Origin of the sequence: Parapedobacter deserti (genome assembly GCF_042646065.1) — a bacterium.
Classification (GTDB): Bacteria; Bacteroidota; Bacteroidia; order Sphingobacteriales; family Sphingobacteriaceae; genus Parapedobacter; species Parapedobacter deserti.
Genome location: NZ_JBHRTA010000003.1, coordinates 178,719 through 195,448, shown reverse-complemented (window position 1 = coordinate 195,448; position 16,730 = coordinate 178,719). Strand labels below are relative to the sequence as shown.

At 48.8% G+C, this 16,730-nt stretch carries 11 protein-coding genes; 7 read left to right on the top strand and 4 right to left on the bottom strand.

From position 1 onward, the window contains the following. Window positions 1-296 precede the first annotated feature (296 nt). Together ACFOET_RS00800 and ACFOET_RS00795 are read right to left on the bottom strand one after the other, a co-directional pair. The gene (locus ACFOET_RS00800; RefSeq protein ID WP_379018557.1) at window positions 297-1,289 is read right to left on the bottom strand and encodes a hypothetical protein; all 993 of its coding nucleotides are present in this window, start codon (window positions 1,287-1,289) and stop codon (window positions 297-299) included. A 56-nt stretch (window positions 1,290-1,345) separates the two neighbouring features. Continuing rightward, window positions 1,346-2,689, bottom strand: coding sequence for a deoxyguanosinetriphosphate triphosphohydrolase (locus ACFOET_RS00795; RefSeq protein ID WP_379018561.1), 1,344 nt, complete (start codon window positions 2,687-2,689; stop codon window positions 1,346-1,348). Window positions 2,690-2,844: 155 nt separating this feature from the next. Here ACFOET_RS00795 and galK point away from each other — a divergent pair, with 155 nt between their 5' ends. From galK to ACFOET_RS00770, 5 genes are read left to right on the top strand one after another with little or no spacing between them, the layout of a single operon-like run. Further along, window positions 2,845-4,032, top strand: a complete 1,188-nt coding sequence (gene galK, locus ACFOET_RS00790; RefSeq protein ID WP_379018555.1) for a galactokinase — start codon at window positions 2,845-2,847, stop codon at window positions 4,030-4,032. After that, window positions 4,032-5,126, top strand: a complete 1,095-nt coding sequence (locus ACFOET_RS00785) for an aldose epimerase family protein (RefSeq protein ID WP_379018553.1) — start codon at window positions 4,032-4,034, stop codon at window positions 5,124-5,126. The genes galK and ACFOET_RS00785 overlap by 1 nt, the downstream gene beginning before the upstream one ends. Window positions 5,127-5,155: 29 nt before the next feature. Continuing rightward, the gene (locus ACFOET_RS00780) at window positions 5,156-6,304 is read left to right on the top strand and encodes an ATP-binding response regulator (RefSeq protein ID WP_379018551.1); all 1,149 of its coding nucleotides are present in this window, start codon (window positions 5,156-5,158) and stop codon (window positions 6,302-6,304) included. Next, on the top strand, window positions 6,294-9,860 hold the full coding sequence (locus ACFOET_RS00775) for a response regulator (RefSeq protein ID WP_379018548.1): 3,567 nt from the start codon (window positions 6,294-6,296) through the stop codon (window positions 9,858-9,860). The genes ACFOET_RS00780 and ACFOET_RS00775 overlap by 11 nt, the downstream gene beginning before the upstream one ends. A 9-nt stretch (window positions 9,861-9,869) precedes the next feature. Then, on the top strand, window positions 9,870-10,244 hold the full coding sequence (locus tag ACFOET_RS00770; protein WP_379018546.1) for a response regulator: 375 nt from the start codon (window positions 9,870-9,872) through the stop codon (window positions 10,242-10,244). Between the two features lie 16 nt (window positions 10,245-10,260). On the opposite strand, the gene argH is transcribed toward ACFOET_RS00770, so the two are convergent. Further along, window positions 10,261-11,592, bottom strand: a complete 1,332-nt coding sequence (argH, locus tag ACFOET_RS00765) for an argininosuccinate lyase (protein ID WP_379018544.1) — start codon at window positions 11,590-11,592, stop codon at window positions 10,261-10,263. A gap of 131 nt (window positions 11,593-11,723) precedes the next feature. On the opposite strand from argH, the gene ACFOET_RS00760 reads away from it, so the two are divergent. Then, a complete protein-coding gene (locus ACFOET_RS00760; RefSeq protein WP_379018542.1) occupies window positions 11,724-14,624 on the top strand; it encodes an alpha/beta hydrolase family protein in 2,901 nt (966 codons plus the stop codon). Window positions 14,625-15,065: 441 nt separating this feature from the next. Here ACFOET_RS00760 and ACFOET_RS00755 read toward each other — a convergent pair whose 3' ends face one another. Continuing rightward, the gene (locus tag ACFOET_RS00755; protein ID WP_379018540.1) at window positions 15,066-15,680 is read right to left on the bottom strand and encodes a Crp/Fnr family transcriptional regulator; all 615 of its coding nucleotides are present in this window, start codon (window positions 15,678-15,680) and stop codon (window positions 15,066-15,068) included. Between the two features lie 110 nt (window positions 15,681-15,790). Here ACFOET_RS00755 and ACFOET_RS00750 point away from each other — a divergent pair, with 110 nt between their 5' ends. Then, entirely contained in the window at window positions 15,791-16,729 is a 939-nt protein-coding gene (locus ACFOET_RS00750) for a ring-cleaving dioxygenase (protein ID WP_379018537.1), read from the top strand. The last annotated feature ends 1 nt before the right edge of the window (window position 16,730 follow it).

Here is a 16,730-nt window from a genome sequence, read left to right as displayed (position 1 = left end):
TTTTTTTCCAGGCTCCCAAACCCCGCTCACAACCAACTAAACCCCGGAAAAACACTTCAATGAACAAACCCGATCCCTCAGAAACGGGATGCAAAAGTAAGACTCTTTTTCGAAACTCACAACTACCGATCCAAAATAGTGAACGACTTACTGATTTTCAGCCTTATTATTTTGTTTTTAACCAGCACCTCTTTCCGTTCGAAACCAATACTTCCTTCAATGAACAACCCTGAAAAAAAGCAGGGCATCAAAGATACACAAATACCTGCTACAGTCCAAATAAATATTAATTTTTATTACCCTTTAGGAAGGTCAATGTTTTCCATCGGCAGCAGATTGCCATCAGCGCCCAAAAGAAAGGAGACCGGATGTTCGGGATCTTTTATGATCTCATACAGCGTAAGCCCCCAAGGGGTCCAAAAATTCTCAAGCACCTGCCCAAACGTTTTCACCTGCCAATGATCGAACATTGGCTTCATACTCATATCAGCCAACGGCATGGGCTCGATATACACACAATTATCTGTGGGCATCACTGTATACTCCGGCAATCTGTTAAACAAGTAGGCCGAATAGAAAATCCGTGCACACAATTCCTCGAACTGAATAGGGTGAAGCACCTGCCCTTCCAGCTTCTCCAAGTATTCTTTATGGTAGATTCTATTCGTCCCGTTGTCTTGCAGGCATACAATGATTCCGAAATCATTCATCCTAAGCGAATATACCAGCGTATTAATCTCATCGCGGTAGCTGAATGTATGCTCCGGATTGTCCACTTGCGTCACGACAATCGTGTAGGGTACTCCGTTGTCAAACTGCATTGGCACAATCAGTGATTGCAGCATCAGATGCAGGTTTTTAAACTTATGTGCCAGCACCTGCGAAAAGTTCATCGGCTCCCCGGTACGCATTTGCTGACGGATGCCCGCTTGAATCTCATTAAACACGACACCGTATACCGTCCTTGCCACCCATTGGAATACGGACAGCTCATCCAGTTCTTTCACCGCCTCATACCCCTGTTCAAAGGCTGCTTCGACCCGCTGGTCGAATTGGCCCAGCCGTTCGGCTATCGCCGAGGCGCATGGCAGTTGCAATTCCTTATATGTCCGAACACTCTCATCGAGCAATTTAAACGGTTTGTCTTCAAGCGCAAACTTCCGCATTAACCAATCAGGAAAAACCGGTGCCTGTACGCCGGCTTCGCCCAATGGCTGCCCGCTTAGGAAGCACGTTTGGTTACCAAAGCGGAAATCTTTAAAAGGATTGTATAACGGGATTTGAGACATTTGACTTCATTTTAAATAAAACCTCTTGTGCCGGGCATCAGACTTCTCTTCACCACTCAATCGAGTGAAGGGAACGATATTCCTTTGATTTTCCGGTATAGGTCCACCGCATATAAATCGGTCATTCCGGAAACAAAATCGAGAACCGAACGGATTTTTGTGTAGCTATCATCCTGTTTGGCATGAAACTGCTTCGGCATCAGTGCCAATAGCTTCGTGTCATATTTCGTCTTTTTCGGTTTCAGGTACGCAGGGATAAATTCTTCCAACAAACCGTCCATCACTTTGTATCCGGCCACTTCGATCTGTACTACGGTAGGCGCATTATATATATGCTTCACCGAGACTGTCCTAATGCGTTGCATGGCATCACGCAGTTCCCTATCGACGGCATCAATCAACGACCTGTCAAAAGTGCCGTCCAATATCCGCGTTTGTTCATTCATAAACACGCTTGCACAAGCATGGATCAGCGTATTGATCGCCTTTGCCCGCAGTAAGCTCACACGGCTATCCTCGTCATCCAGCTTTTCCAGCCGGTGTTCAAGTCCCCCATCACCGCAAAGCGGGAGAAGCAGCTTTTCCACCTGGTCATATGACAAGATGTTCAACCGGTGTGCATCCTCCAGATCGATGATATTATAGCAGATGTCATCGGCGGCTTCCACAAGATAGACCAGCGGATGCCTTTTGTACACTGCCGGATTTTCCGGATCGCTGACTAAACCCAATTCACCCGCAATTTTATCAAACACCTGGCGTTCTGTCTGAAAAAAGCCATACTTCTTCCGATGGTGCGCCGCTTGGTGCCCATCTACTGAATCGCAGGGGTATTTTACGATGGCAGCAAGCGTGCTATAGGTAAGTGCGAAGCCGTGTTCGTCCTTTCCAGCAAATGGATAGGTCAGTATCCGCAGTGCATTGGCATTGCCCTCGAAATGTATGAGATCAGCCCATTCAGCCGCGGTAACCAGCTTCCGGTACTGTTGGCCGGCTCCATCGGTAAAGTAGTTGGAGATGGCCGCTTCACCCGAATGGCCGAATGCCGGGTTGCCCAAGTCGTGCGATAAGCAGGCCGCCGAGATGATATTGCCCACTTCCTGCAAATAAGGGAATTTTTCGTCTACCATCCCGTCTGCCCCGCGCATCTCATTGTAAAAGATACGTCCCAACGACCGGCCCACGCTGGCGACCTCCAAGCTGTGAGTGAGCCGGTTATGTACAAATACACTTCCCGGCAATGGGAAAACCTGAGTCTTATTTTGCAGCCTTCGAAAAGGCGACGAAAAAATCAGTCGGTCATAGTCCCGCTGAAATTCCGAACGCGCATCCTGGGGATCGCTCAGTGCGCGCGACTCGTACCCCCAGCGCTTGGCAGATAACAATTGTTTCCAGTTCATCATATCATTTGGGCAGCCCTTCCCTAATATCCGGCGCAAACTTAACCAAATGTTCGGAGTTGCGCAATTCAAACGGGACCGCCGACATCATATGGCCGCCAAGCCACAAAGTCCGCTTTTTTTTGTACTTTAGGCGCTCGATTTTATAGACAGCGATGACAACGACAGCAGCCCCACTCCAAGATTTAATAAATGATAGCTATTTTCAACTGTTTAATGATGCCCCCCTCCTGGTCCGCTCACCAGGGCGCGTCAACCTTATTGGTGAGCATACCGACTACAATAACGGATTAGTGCTTCCCGCAGCGATAGACAAAAACATCATTGTAGCTATTGGAAAACGGGACGATGATGTAATAAACCTCCGTTCACTTGACCAAGACCAAGCCCATACCGCGTCACTAGGGGCTTTGCAACGCTCGCCTATGCTGTGGCCTGATTATATCCTCGGCGTCGTTGATCAACTGTCCAAGCGCGGCCATGCACTCAAGGGCTTTAATTTGGTCTTCGGTGGCGATATCCCGCAGGGTGCTGGTCTTTCCTCATCCGCCGCCCTCGAATGTGCGACTGCTTATGCCCTCAACGAACTCTTTGCACTCGGTCTCCAGCGACTAGACATTGCGCTTATAGGCCAGGCCGCTGAAAACGAATTCGTAGGTGTAAAGTGCGGCTTAATGGATCAATTCGCCAGTGTATTCGGAAAAGAGCAACACCTGATCAAACTGGACTGCGCAGACTTTTCCCACGAATATATTCCGTTCAACAACCCAGATCTTCGCATCGTGCTGTTTGATACACAAGTAAAACATTCCCTTGCTTCGTCGGCTTACAATGAGCGGCGACAACAATGCGAATATGGCGTAGCCCTCATCCAAAAAAGCAATCCGGCAGTCACCAGTCTCCGGGATGCTACCCTTGAGGAGCTTGACCATTATATTAAGCCAATAGATGAAACAGTTTACCGACGCTGCCATTATGTAGTCTCCGAGATACAGCGTTTGCACAAGGCATGTGATCACCTAAAAAATAACGATTTCAAGTCGTTCGGCAAGCTCATGTTTGAAACGCATGACGGGCTGCAGCATCAATATGAGGTAAGCTGCGAAGAACTGGACATCCTGGTAGACACGGTACGCCACGAGGAAAATGTACTAGGCGCCCGCATGATGGGCGGTGGCTTCGGCGGTTGCACAATCAACCTAATTAAAGCCGACCAAGTGCATGAGGTGGTCGAGCATGTGTCTGCCGTGTATGCCCGTAAGACCGGTAAAACAGTCCAAGCATATATTGCCAACATATCGGAAGGAACCAGTACAATAAGGATAACTAAAAGAACTGACTGATGACAACACCGTACAAATTGCCACGGCCTGAGGCATTCAACTATCAGATAGCCGAAAAAAACACCCACCTACTGGTCATGCAAAACGACCGCGGTATGACAGTAGCAATCTCAGATTTCGGGGCTCGGATTGTCAGCCTGCTGATCCCAGACAAGCATGGTGATCCAACCGATGTAGTGTTGGGCTTTGACAGCATACAAGCCTACCTTCAGGCCAATGAACCTTATCACGGGGCTACCATTGGCCGCTTTGCAAACCGCATCGCAAACGGCAGATTTACCATAGGTAATGAGACGTTCCAAACCGAACCGAATAATGGGCCCAATGCCCTCCATGGGGGAGCCAAAGGGTTTCACAATCAGATATGGGATAGTCGCACAGTGGCTAACAAACAAGTGGATTTTTATTATGTATCTGCCGACGGCGAAGAAGGGTTCCCAGGAAAGCTGTCCGTGATGGTCAAGTATCGGCTCACCGATGACAATGAGCTCATCATCAGCTACCGGGCCGAAACGGATAAGCCGACCGTAGTCAACCTGACCAATCACGCGTTTTTCAACCTCAATGGCGAAGGCAGTGGCGATGTATTGGACCATTTGCTACAAATAAACGCCGATCATTACTTGCCGGTGAATGACCATCAGATCCCTACAGGTGTAGTGGCATCCGTAGACAGCACGGTCTTTGACTTCAGACAACCGAAAGCTATCGGCCAGGACATCGCGCAGTCCAATGAACAGCTCGCTAACGGAAATGGTGGCTACGACCACAATTATGTGATCAATCCGCAACAGCGACCGGGGGAGCACCCCATAGCCACCGTGTACGCCCCGCAGACGGGTATACGTCTGGAAGTCTGCACGAGCGAACCGGGCATACAATTCTATTCCGGCAATTTTCTGAATGGAAGCGACCGAGGCAAGCGCGGTCGTCCTTACGAAAAGTACGGCGCCTTTTGTCTTGAAACACAGCATTTCCCAGATTCACCAAACCAACAGGACTTCCCAAGCACATTACTCGTTCCCGGGCATGTGTTTCAAACGGAAACGAAGTACCGGTTTTCGGTAGATAAACCGATTTTTGAATCCTCATGAGAAAGGTTTATTTTTAACCGCCTTTTGCCATGATACTGATTGTAGACGATAAGATCGAAAACATAACGGCACTGCGGAAAATCCTGCACTCGCACGATCTTGCAGTGGATACCGCGCTGTCCGGCGAAGAAGCGTTAAAGAAGGTATTGAAAAACGATTACCAGCTGATCATACTCGATGTGCAGATGCCTGGAATGGACGGGTTTGAAGTTGCGGAAGCAATCTCGGGTATTAGCAAAACCAGCGAATTGCCGATCATATTCCTTTCCGCTGTAAATGTCAGCAAGGCATTCATTACCAAGGGGTACGCTTCAGGGGGGCATGATTACCTGGTAAAACCTGTAGACCCGGACATTCTTGTGCTCAAAATCCGGACGTTCATCAAGCTTCAGGAACAGGCCAACGAGCTGGCGCGCATTCAACAGGAGCTTCGCAGCGAGATCGAACAGCGAAAGGACCTTGAAGAAAAGAAAGATCAATTTATTGGGATGGTAAGCCACGAAGTTAAAACGCCGCTTACCTCAGTAAAAGCATACGTCCAACTTGCTGAAGCCGCCTTGCATGACAACAAGACCGCGCGTGCCTTCCAATTCATTAACAAGGCCAATAACCAGGTAGACAAACTAAATCACATGATGACCGCTCTGCTGGATGTGGCGAAAATAGAATCCGGAATGCTCGATTTCAATCTTTCGGATTTCAATTTCAACGATCTGCTGGAAGACGCATTGGACATCTTCAAGAAAAGCCATCCGGATCGGCGGGTCGTCCGATCGGGCGATGCAGATGTCACTATACGCGGAGACATGATCCGGTTAGAACAGGTACTCCTGAACTACCTTTCTAATGCAGCGAAGTATTCGCCCAGCCATAAAGAAATACGATTGGATATCCGGCTGGCGAACAACGAAATTGAAGTACAGGTGACAGATGAAGGGATTGGTATCACGGCAGAGGAACAAACGAACCTATTCAAAAAATTCTACCGGACCAAACAATCGATGGCCGAATACCGCGGCATGGGAATGGGACTTTATTTATGCGCTGAAATAATCTCATTTCACAGCGGACGATATGGCGCAAAAAGCCAATTAGGAAAAGGATCCACCTTTTATTTTATATTACCGTTTACCGGTCAACAATTGACGACCGGCACACCCAAATGTAATGAAAAGTAAAGCAAACACAAACCTGAAAATCGGCTTCGGTCTATCGATTTTATTACTGGCCATCAGTTCGCTGGTTTCTTACATCTGCATCGACAGGTTGCTTGAGAATTCCACGCTGGTGCGCCAAACCAATGAGGCAACCCGCACACTTGAACAGGTAGTGTCAAGCATTCAGGAGGCCGAAACAGCACAACGGGGCTTCCTGATTACCGGCAACACATTGTATCTGCAGCCGTTTACAGCAGCGTGTGAGCGGTCACATCAGTTGATAGACGATGCCATCCTCCAAACCAAAGACAGCCCTGTGCAGTCGGAAACCGGACAACGGCTCAAACAAGCCTTGAGCATGCGTATCGAACGCATGAACATCATGATTGACGCCAAGCGTAAAACGAGCTCCATCGATGAGAATGATATGGAAATCGGTCGTGCGTATATGGAAGATATACGCACGTTGTCAAACCAGATGATTTCGGAGGCCAACGCGCTGCTGGAAAAACGAACCGAAATCCGGGATCGGTTCGCCAGGTACACACCTGGAGTGATCGTGTTGGCTGCTCTTCTCGCAATCCTTGTGGCCGTCATTTTTTACATCCGAATTATTCGAGATATGAATGAGCGGCGAGAACTCTACTCGGCATTAGAGCAGAAAGACCGCGAAGTCCAACAGCGCATTCAAGTAATAGAAGGTATAGCGACCCAGATCTCGTCGGGAGATTACACGCTCCGCATCAATTCCGAAGAAAAAGACACACTGGGAAGTCTGGCTGGATCGTTAAACAGGATGGCCGAGTCGCTCGCCGTGTCATTTGAACGACTAGAAAACAACAAGTGGCTTCAAAGTGGCATGGCTGAGCTCAATGAGAAAATGGTCGGAGAGAAACAGGTGGAAGCGATCTGCGAAGACATCATCAACTTTTTAACCGAGTATACAAACAGCAAAGCTGGGGCCGTCTATTTGCTGTATGGCGACCGGCTGATCCTGCAGAGCGGATACGCGCTACAGCCGGACAAAGCTACAGAGATCACACCCGGCCAAGGTATCGCCGGCCAGAGCTTGGTGAACCAAAAGGAAATTGTGCTGGAAAAAGTCGACAACGAATCGGTTATTATATCACATGCGATCGGCGGTATCAAACCAGGTGGGGTGGTCGCCTTCCCCATTTTCCATGAACGGAGGGCTATCGGCGTTGTTGAATTAGCTGCGTTGCAACCCTTTACTTCAAATCATCTAGCGTTTTTGAAGGTTGCCGCGCGAAACATCGGCACAGCCATTTATGGCGCTCAAAGCCGGAAAAAGCTGCAAGAGCTGCTGGAAGAGACGCAGACGCAAGCCGAAGAATTGCAAGCCCAACACAGCGAGCTGGAGAACCTTAATGCCGAACTGGAAGCCCACACACAAAAATTGCAGGCTTCCGAAGAGGAGCTGCGGGTACAACAGGAGGAGTTGCAACAAAGTAACCTTGACTTGGAAGAAAGGAACCGCATCATTCGTGAGCGAAACGCAGAAATCATGGAGAAGGCCAATGCGTTGGAACAAAGCTCACAATATAAAACGGAATTCATGGCCAACATGTCGCACGAACTGCGGACACCCCTCAATTCCATCTTGCTACTCTCTCGTTACCTCGCCGAAAATGCCGAGCAAAACCTGACGGAAGACCAGAAAGAATCCGCCCTAGTCATTTACAAGTCCGGTAACGGCTTGTTACAGCTCATCGACGAGCTGCTCGACCTGTCGAAAATCGAGGCGGGCAAAATGGATGTGGAGTACATGAAGGTATCCGTTTCGGAGGTGCTCAATAATATGGAGAGCACCTTTGCACCGATAGCCGAGGACAAAGGGCTCGCTTTGGAAGTTGTCAATCCGCTACCCGAGGGTTTTTCCATCGAGATTGATAAAATGAAATTGGAACAGATATTGAAAAACCTGCTTTCCAATGCACTGAAATTTACTTCTTCCGGCTACGTCAAACTATTTGCAGGTACGGACCCGCGTGATGAAGCGCAATTCAGGTTTACTGTGAAAGATACCGGGGTAGGCATTCCGGCGGAAAAACTACAGCAGGTCTTCGAAGCCTTTACACAAGCAGACGGCTCTACGAAACGGAAATACGGCGGCACTGGGCTAGGACTCTCCATCAGCCGTCAGTTAGCCCGGCTGATGGGCGGGGAAATTGAAGTCAGCAGTGAGCTCGGCAACGGAAGCGTGTTTACCTTGACTGTGCCGATCGCGAAACCCCAGCAACAGTCGTCTACGCCCCAACGTGCCGACCTACACCCGGAGGAAAGCAGGAACGAGTCAAAGCAAGGATCAAAGTATGTGGTGCCTGTAGTGCCCGACCCCATACCTGACGATAGGGAACAGCTGACCGCCGAAGACAAGACCGTGCTGATCGTGGAAGATGACACCGGCTTTGCGAAAGAGCTGGCCCGGTTTGCACACAGCCAAAATTATAAAACCATTGTTGCCGTACGGGGAGACGAGGCCATAGACCTGGCACTCCGGTATAAGCCGCAAGCCATTTTGCTAGACATCAAACTGCCTATAAAAGATGGTTGGCAGGTTATGGACGAGTTAAAATCGAATCCCAAAACCCGCCACATACCTGTACACATCATGTCTTCGCTGGAGGCAAAAAAAGAAAGCCGCAACCGCGGTGCGGTAGACTTTTTCAGCAAACCGGTGGCTATTGAGCACATGCGGGAAATGTTCAAGAAATTGGAAGTGGCATTGGCGAGGAGCCCGAAAAAGGTACTTATCGTAGAAGAAAATGCCAAACATGCTGAGGCTTTGGCTTATTTCCTCCAGTCATTCCAGGTGTCCTCAAGCGTGAAACACTCAATCGACGACAGCGTTGCAAGTCTATTGAAGAATGAGGCAGATTGCGTAATTCTGGATATGGGGTTGCCCCATAAAGACGCTTACGACCTGCTTGAAAAGGTAAGACATAGCCCAGGCCTCGAAGACGTGCCAATCATCGTATTTACCGGCAAAAGCCTTTCCCCATCAGAAGAATTCCGTATCAAGCAATATGCAGATTCCATCGTCATCAAAACCGCCTATTCCTACCAACGCATCATCGACGAAGTGGCTATTTTCCTGCATCTCGTGGAGGCGCAGCAGGATGACATCGCAAAGACAGGCCGTCTGCAGCTCGCCGTGAAGGATGTCTTACACGGAAAAACGGTATTGATTGCGGATGACGATATACGCAACATTTTTTCATTGACCAAAACCTTGGAGAAATTCGGCATGAAGGTCGTATCCGCTACCCATGGTTTGGAAGCACTGGAAGTACTGGAAAAGCATCCGGAAACGAATATCGTCCTCATGGACATGATGATGCCGCATATGGACGGTTATGAAACTACTACCAAAATAAGGCAACAGCAACGATATAAGCGATTGCCTGTCATTGCCGTAACGGCAAAGGCTATGCTTGGCGACCGAGAAAAATGCATCAGTGCCGGAGCTTCTGACTACGTCTCCAAACCGGTCGATATTGATCAGTTGATTTCATTGTTACGAGTTTGGTTGTATGAGGGCAGCAGCGCCTATTAAAATCCCTATATGGAAAAAAACAAAATTCTAATCATCGACGACGACACAAGAAATATTTTTGCCCTGGTTCTTACCCTAAAAACCAGAGGTTACACCTGTCTATCTGCCGCCAGTGCCGCTGACGGGCTTGAGTTGCTGAAAAATAATCGGCAAATCAGCGTCGTGCTATTGGACATGATGATGCCAGACATGGATGGATACCAAGCACTCTACAGCTTACGTACCGACCGTCGGTATCCACATATACCGGTTATTGCCGTCACGGCTCAAGCTATGCCTGGCGACCGTGAGAAATGCTTAGCCGCGGGGGCCGATGATTATATTTCAAAGCCGATTGATGTCGATGACCTGTTGCGGCTGCTGGAAAAGCATATGGCTAGCTGAGTAAGCCCAATGGGCGCTAGCGAACCAGGTCATTCAGCGACTTATTCACCAGATCAAATTTAAACTTGGCAACCACAGCGCGAAATGCCTGCCGGATTTCCGCGTTGCAAAGGTTGCCGATACTCCCTTCATGCATATGGTTCACGCTCTTTCGAGGTTTGAAGTTGCCCGCCTCAATGGCCAAACCGATGTTGCGGTAAGCCTCCCTGAAGGGTACACCGCTAAGCACCTCATCGTTGACAACCTCCACACTGAACAGGTAATCATATTTCGGGTCGTCGAGAATATCTTCCCTCACTTGGATATGCTCCAGCATAAACGCCGTTATCTCCAGGCATTCGCTTAGTGAGCGGAACGCCGGAAACAGACTTTCCTTCAGTAGCTGTAGGTCTCGGTGATAGCCAGACGGCAGGTTTGCGGTTATCATCGCAATCTCACCAGGCAGCGCTTGTATCTTGTTACAACGGGCGCGCACCAGCTCAAATACATCGGGATTTTTCTTGTGTGGCATGATGCTTGATCCGGTGGTCAGGTGATCGGGAAAGGAAATAAACCCAAAGTTCTGGTTCATGTATAAGCACGCGTCCATGGCCAGCTTAGCCACCGTAGCGGCAATTGAACTCATAGCCTGCGCGAGTATGCGCTCCGTCTTCCCCCGTCCCATTTGCGCATACACAACGTTATAGTTAAGGCTGTCAAACCCGAGTAACGATGTGGTTAGCGTCCGGTTCAACGGAAACGAAGATCCATAACCAGCCGCCGAGCCAAGTGGATTTTTATTGCAGACATTCCAGGCAGCATGCATCACCTCCAAATCATCGACCAAACTCTCTGCATAGGCACCAAACCATAGCCCAAATGATGAAGGCATGGCGATCTGGAGGTGTGTGTATCCCGGCATTAATACCGAACGGTATGTTTCACTTAACGCGCTCAACCGATCGAACAGCCCCTGAACATTGCCGACCAGGTTTTCGATCTCCATACGAAAAAACAGCTTAAGGTCTACCAATACCTGGTCATTCCGTGAGCGCCCGCTGTGAATCTTTTTACCGGCCTCACCGATCCGTTGCGTCAGCAATAGCTCTACTTGCGAATGCACGTCCTCCACACCCTCGTCGATTTTAAATTCACCCGCTTCCACTTCCCTATGCAATTGCTTAAGACCTTCCTGCACTGCTGCAAGATCTTCATCATTCAACAAGCCAACCGCATGAAGCATACGCGTATGCGCCAATGAACCCAAAATATCCGCCGCGGCAAGCTGCAGATCAAGTACCCGATCGTTACCTACCGTAAACGCCTCTACAAAGGCATTTACGTCGGTACTTTTTTGCCAAATTTTCATAACATGCAAACTTTATTACATGCCAAACTTAGGTATTTTGCTTAACATTCTTGTGAGAAAGCGGCAACAGTTGCAAAAAGGCGTACCTTAGCTGCACTCAACAATTAGTTTATTATAACCACTTAAGCACAATGAATAAAAAACTTTTTGCATGCATGTTCTTGCTCGGGCTGGCACTGGGTCCCGTGGCTTTTGCACAGGAAAAACCGCCGATTACCTGGCAGGATATTCCTTCGTGGCAGTACATCCGCACCGGCAACACCGCCTTGTCTCCCGATGGTAATTGGCTTTCTTGGGTGTCCGGACCTAGCGAGGGGGACCTTTCCCTAACGCTCCGTCATACCATTGATACTTCTAAATATGAATTTTCCATCGGCGCCACCGCTACCACTGCGGTATTCAGCGCTGACGGCAAGTGGGTTGCCTTCCGCGAATCGCCCAACGATGCAGCGGCGAAAGCCGCACGTAAGTCAAGGAAACCGGCCTACAGTAAACTGCATGTCGTTTCACTGCCCGATACGCAACAGGTAACATTTGACAAAATCAAAGCATTCAGCTTCTCAGGCGAACAACCTGAGTGGATCGCTATCAGTTTCGCCGCCCCTGAGAGCGCTCCAAAAGGCGAAAACGTTCCTAAAGGCGCTGACCTATTGCTGTATCACTTGTCAAGCAAGAAAAATTTCAACTTGGGCAACGTGGCGGAGTACACCTTTAATAAAGATGGCAGGTACCTCGCATATACCATCGATGCCCACGAACAAAACGGCAACGGCATATTCCTGCGCGATATGAACACCGGTATTACCATCGCACTTGATAATGACAAAGCTACCTACAGCCGCATCCAGTGGAACGAGGAAGGTACCGCCTTCGCCTTGCTAAAAGCGAACAAAAATGAAACGTACGAAACACCGGTATACAGCGTCATCGGCATCAGCCGCATCAATGGAGAGAAAACCGAGAAAGTCATTTACTCCGGCGTCGATGACGAAAACTTTCCTGCGGGAAAAGGCATCGCCGAACACGGCAGGGCCTATTGGTCTGATGACTTGGGCACGCTTTTCTTCGGCATCGCCAAGTTGGAGAAAAAAGACAAAAAGAAAAAATCCAACGGAGCGGATTCAACGGCAACCAAAGATAGTGTTGCTGTCGATTCTGCGAGACTGGCAAAAAAGGACGCTTCGACCACAAGCCCGGTAAAAAGCGCCGCCACGGCCAAGCCAAAGCCCAAAGATGATATTGAAAAGCCGGATGTGATCATCTGGAATTGGCAGGATAAGCGCCTGCAATCAGCCCAGCAGGTACAACAGCAACGCGACAAAAATTTTAGCTTCGCAGCGGCATATCACGTGGCCGACAACCGTTTTGTGCAACTGGCCGATAGCAATATGCGCAACGTAACCATAGGGCCGAAGCAACTTTATGCATTGGGCTACGACTATACACCGTATGAGCTGAACAACAGTTTAGACGGACAAACCTATGTTGACGTCTACTCAATTGACCCAAAAAACGGCACAAAACACTTGTTGCTGAAAAAATATTACCAATCGGCAGCCCGTAGCTTACCTTTCGCTCCGAATGGCAAACTAATCAGCTACTATCAAGACGGCGAGTTTTATTCCTTCGACCTTGAGAAAAAGCAAACTTTTCACCTCACGGCTCTGCTCGACGCCTCGTTTGTAAACGAAACAGACGACCACAACGTGATCAAACCTGCCACCCCGCATTTCGGCTGGTCGGAAGACTCGCGTTACGTCCTCATCCGAGACAACTACGACCTGTGGCGCATCGCTGCAGACGGAAAACAGGCTGTATCGCTCTCTGACAACTGGAAGCAAAAAAAGCTGCGCGTGATGGGAGCATATAGCCTTTATCCAGACGATAAAGCAATCGATTTACGAAAGCCCCAGTACTTCGGCGTTTTCAATGACGCTACGAAGCAAGCCGGCATCGCCTTGCTGAATGCAGGCAAGACTGACCTGAATATCTTGTTTATAGACGACCACAGCTACGGTAGCTTACGCAAAGCGAAGTATCAACCGGTATTTTCGTTCACAAAAGAAAACAGCACCAAATCGCCGGAGCTTTTTCTAAGCACCAGTGCCAGCCTGAACGAGGCCAAACAGTTGACCGCCAACACCCCCGACCAAGAACAATACGCATGGTCGGCAGGAGTTCGGCTCATTGAATACGTGAGCGGCCACGGAGACACACTTCAAGCGGCGCTGTATTTGCCAGCCGGCTACGAAGAGGGTAAGCAATACCCTACTATCACCTATATTTATGAGCGTTTGACGCAAGGACTAAACAATTATGCTATGCCCGCTTTTCCCGGTGGGGGTTTTAACCGCGCGGTGTATACCAGCAATGGTTATGCGGTGTTGATGCCTGACATCAAGTACAGGCTCAACGACCCAGGTATGTCAGCGGTCGCCTGCGTCATCCCAGCGGTTAATGCGGCCATCGCAACAGGTATCGTAGATAGCAGCAATGTTGCCATTCATGGCCACTCGTGGGGTGGTTACCAGACCTCTTTTCTCATCACCCAGACAAATATATTTAAAGCAGCAGCAGCCGGCGCCCCGCTCACCAACATGATCAGTATGTATAGCCTGATTTATTGGAACAGCGGTAGCACCAACCAACCTATATTCGAGGCCAGCCAAGGCCGGCTCAGTCCCGGATATTGGGACAATTGGGAGGCCTTTACCCGCAATTCGCCCATTTATTACATCAAGCAGGTGCAAACACCCCTTCTTCTTCTGCACAACGACAAGGATGGCGCGGTGGATTATACGCAAGGCATCGAATACTACAATGGCCTGCGTCGACTCAACAAACCGGTCGTCATGATCACTTATAAGGGCGAAAATCATGGCATTGCAAAAGATCCAAACAAGAAAGATTATGCGGTGCGGATGTTGGAATTTTTTGATCATCACCTCAAAGCCGAGCCAGCACCGGATTGGTGGGCACGTGGCATCGATCTGATGGATATGGAAAAACACCTGGAAGATCGGGCATTTTAACACTTTCTCTCACAGCTGCATACCGGTAAAAAGCGCGTAAAAATTATTTCTACACGCTTTTTAGTCGCCTTGGCCTGCTAAAAGGATAAAGCAAAAATATTTCGTGAGTGTTTACTCACTTATTTTTAAAAAAAAGTTTGCATTGCTGATTTATATTCCTACGTTTGTAGCCACAGAGGGGAAAATGAATTGATTCACACATCTTTGGCCGGGTTTGAGAAAGTAAGTGAATCGTTAATTACTCGATATTGTAAACTTAAGTTGATGGCAAGACCACCACGTCTCAAAACTGGGAGAAACGCACTAACCAATTATAAACCTATTTGTTTATTTTTTGAAACGGCATCAAGCAAATCGCTTAATGCCGTTTTTTTATATATAAACTGAGATTCAGCCTTTCGCTTATACGCACACCGGTCACCTCAACGATTTTACGCCTTTTCAGTCTTTTCGTGTGGCTAAGCGTTTCCGCACCTTACTGAGAAATTCGGGGGTTACACCAAGATAAGCGGCGATATAATGCTGGGGCACGCGCTGAGCAGTTTTAGGATACTGCTTCACGAACTCCAGGTAACGTGTCTCAGCGTTATGCGCGATGGTACGAATAAGCCGGTGCTCTAATGCTGCCAAATGGCGCTGCACCATTAACCGGAATACCCGCTCAAACTGAGGCACACGCGCCAGCAGCTCCTCTTTTCGTGCCGGATTAAGGATTAGCAACTCGCTGTCTTCCACCGCTTCAATATATTGAAGGCTGGGCTTATGTTCATGGAAACTGCCGATATCGCTCACCCACCAATCTTCCACGGCAAACTGCAGGTTTACTTCGCTTCCATTCTCATCGATATAGTAGGTGCGTATACAGCCTTTGACAATGTATGCTTCGAAATCGCACACCTCACCCTCTCGAAGCAGCAACTGCTTCCGCTTTACCAACCGGGGCTTCAACAAGCTGTTGAATGTGGTGATTTCCTCCGGGGAAAACCTGCCACAACGGTTTACGTAGTCATTGATGGTGGAAAACATAAGCAACCTTCGCTGAACAAACTTAAACATTATTGATGATATTTAAGCGCTCAAAATATTGCCTCCTTTTCTTGTCTTAGGTTAATGCACCAAGAAACCGGCTGTCGTACCTTTGTATCAACAACAAAAGAGAGGGCATCATGGAAAACAAAATCCTTGGTATACATCACATCACTGCGATAGCAGGAGATGCCAAACGCAATCACGATTTTTACAGTCGCGTGTTAGGGCTACGGTTGGTCAAGAAAACCGTCAATTTCGACGATCCGGAAACTTACCACTTCTATTTCGGCAACGAGTCCGGAACGCCGGGCACGATTCTTACATTCTTTCCATGGGGCAACCGCGTACGTCAGGGACGCCGGGGAACTCAGCAAGTGACCGAAATCGGCTATGCCGTGCCTGAAGGGAGCCTTGATTTCTGGAAAGAGCGACTGGAAGCCAACAACATGATATATAACAATGTGTCGGAGAAGTTCGGCGAACAGTACCTGTCGTTTATTGATCCGGACGGCCTTAAGCTGGAACTGACCGTTCCGAAGAAGGCCGATACGCGTACACCCTGGGAAACGGCCGAGGTAAAGACTGAGCATGCAACCCGCGGATTCCACCACATCACCATCACAACCAGCAAGCATGAATCCACTGCCCGCATTCTTACCGATGTATTCGGCTATGGTTTGCAAGAGCAGGAGGTAAACCGCTTCCGCTTTGCTACAGATACGGTAGCGCATGCAAACATTGTGGACATCGTAGAGGCTCCGGGCGAAAGCATCGGTTTGGTAGCCGGCGGGTCTGTGCACCACGTCGCATTCCGTGTGCAAGACGAGCCCAGTTTGATGCATTTCCGGGAAAAGGTCATCGCCCAAGGGCTCAATATTACCGAAAAGATCGACCGCAATTACTTTTATTCACTGTATTTTCGCGAACCGGGCGGTGTCCTATTCGAGATCGCCACAGACAATCCAGGCTTTGCCACCGATGAATCAGTAGCCGAGCTGGGCACCGGTCTGAAACTGCCCCCGCAATACGAAGGGTATCGAAACAAGATAGAAAGTGTTTTACCGAAATTAAATTAAC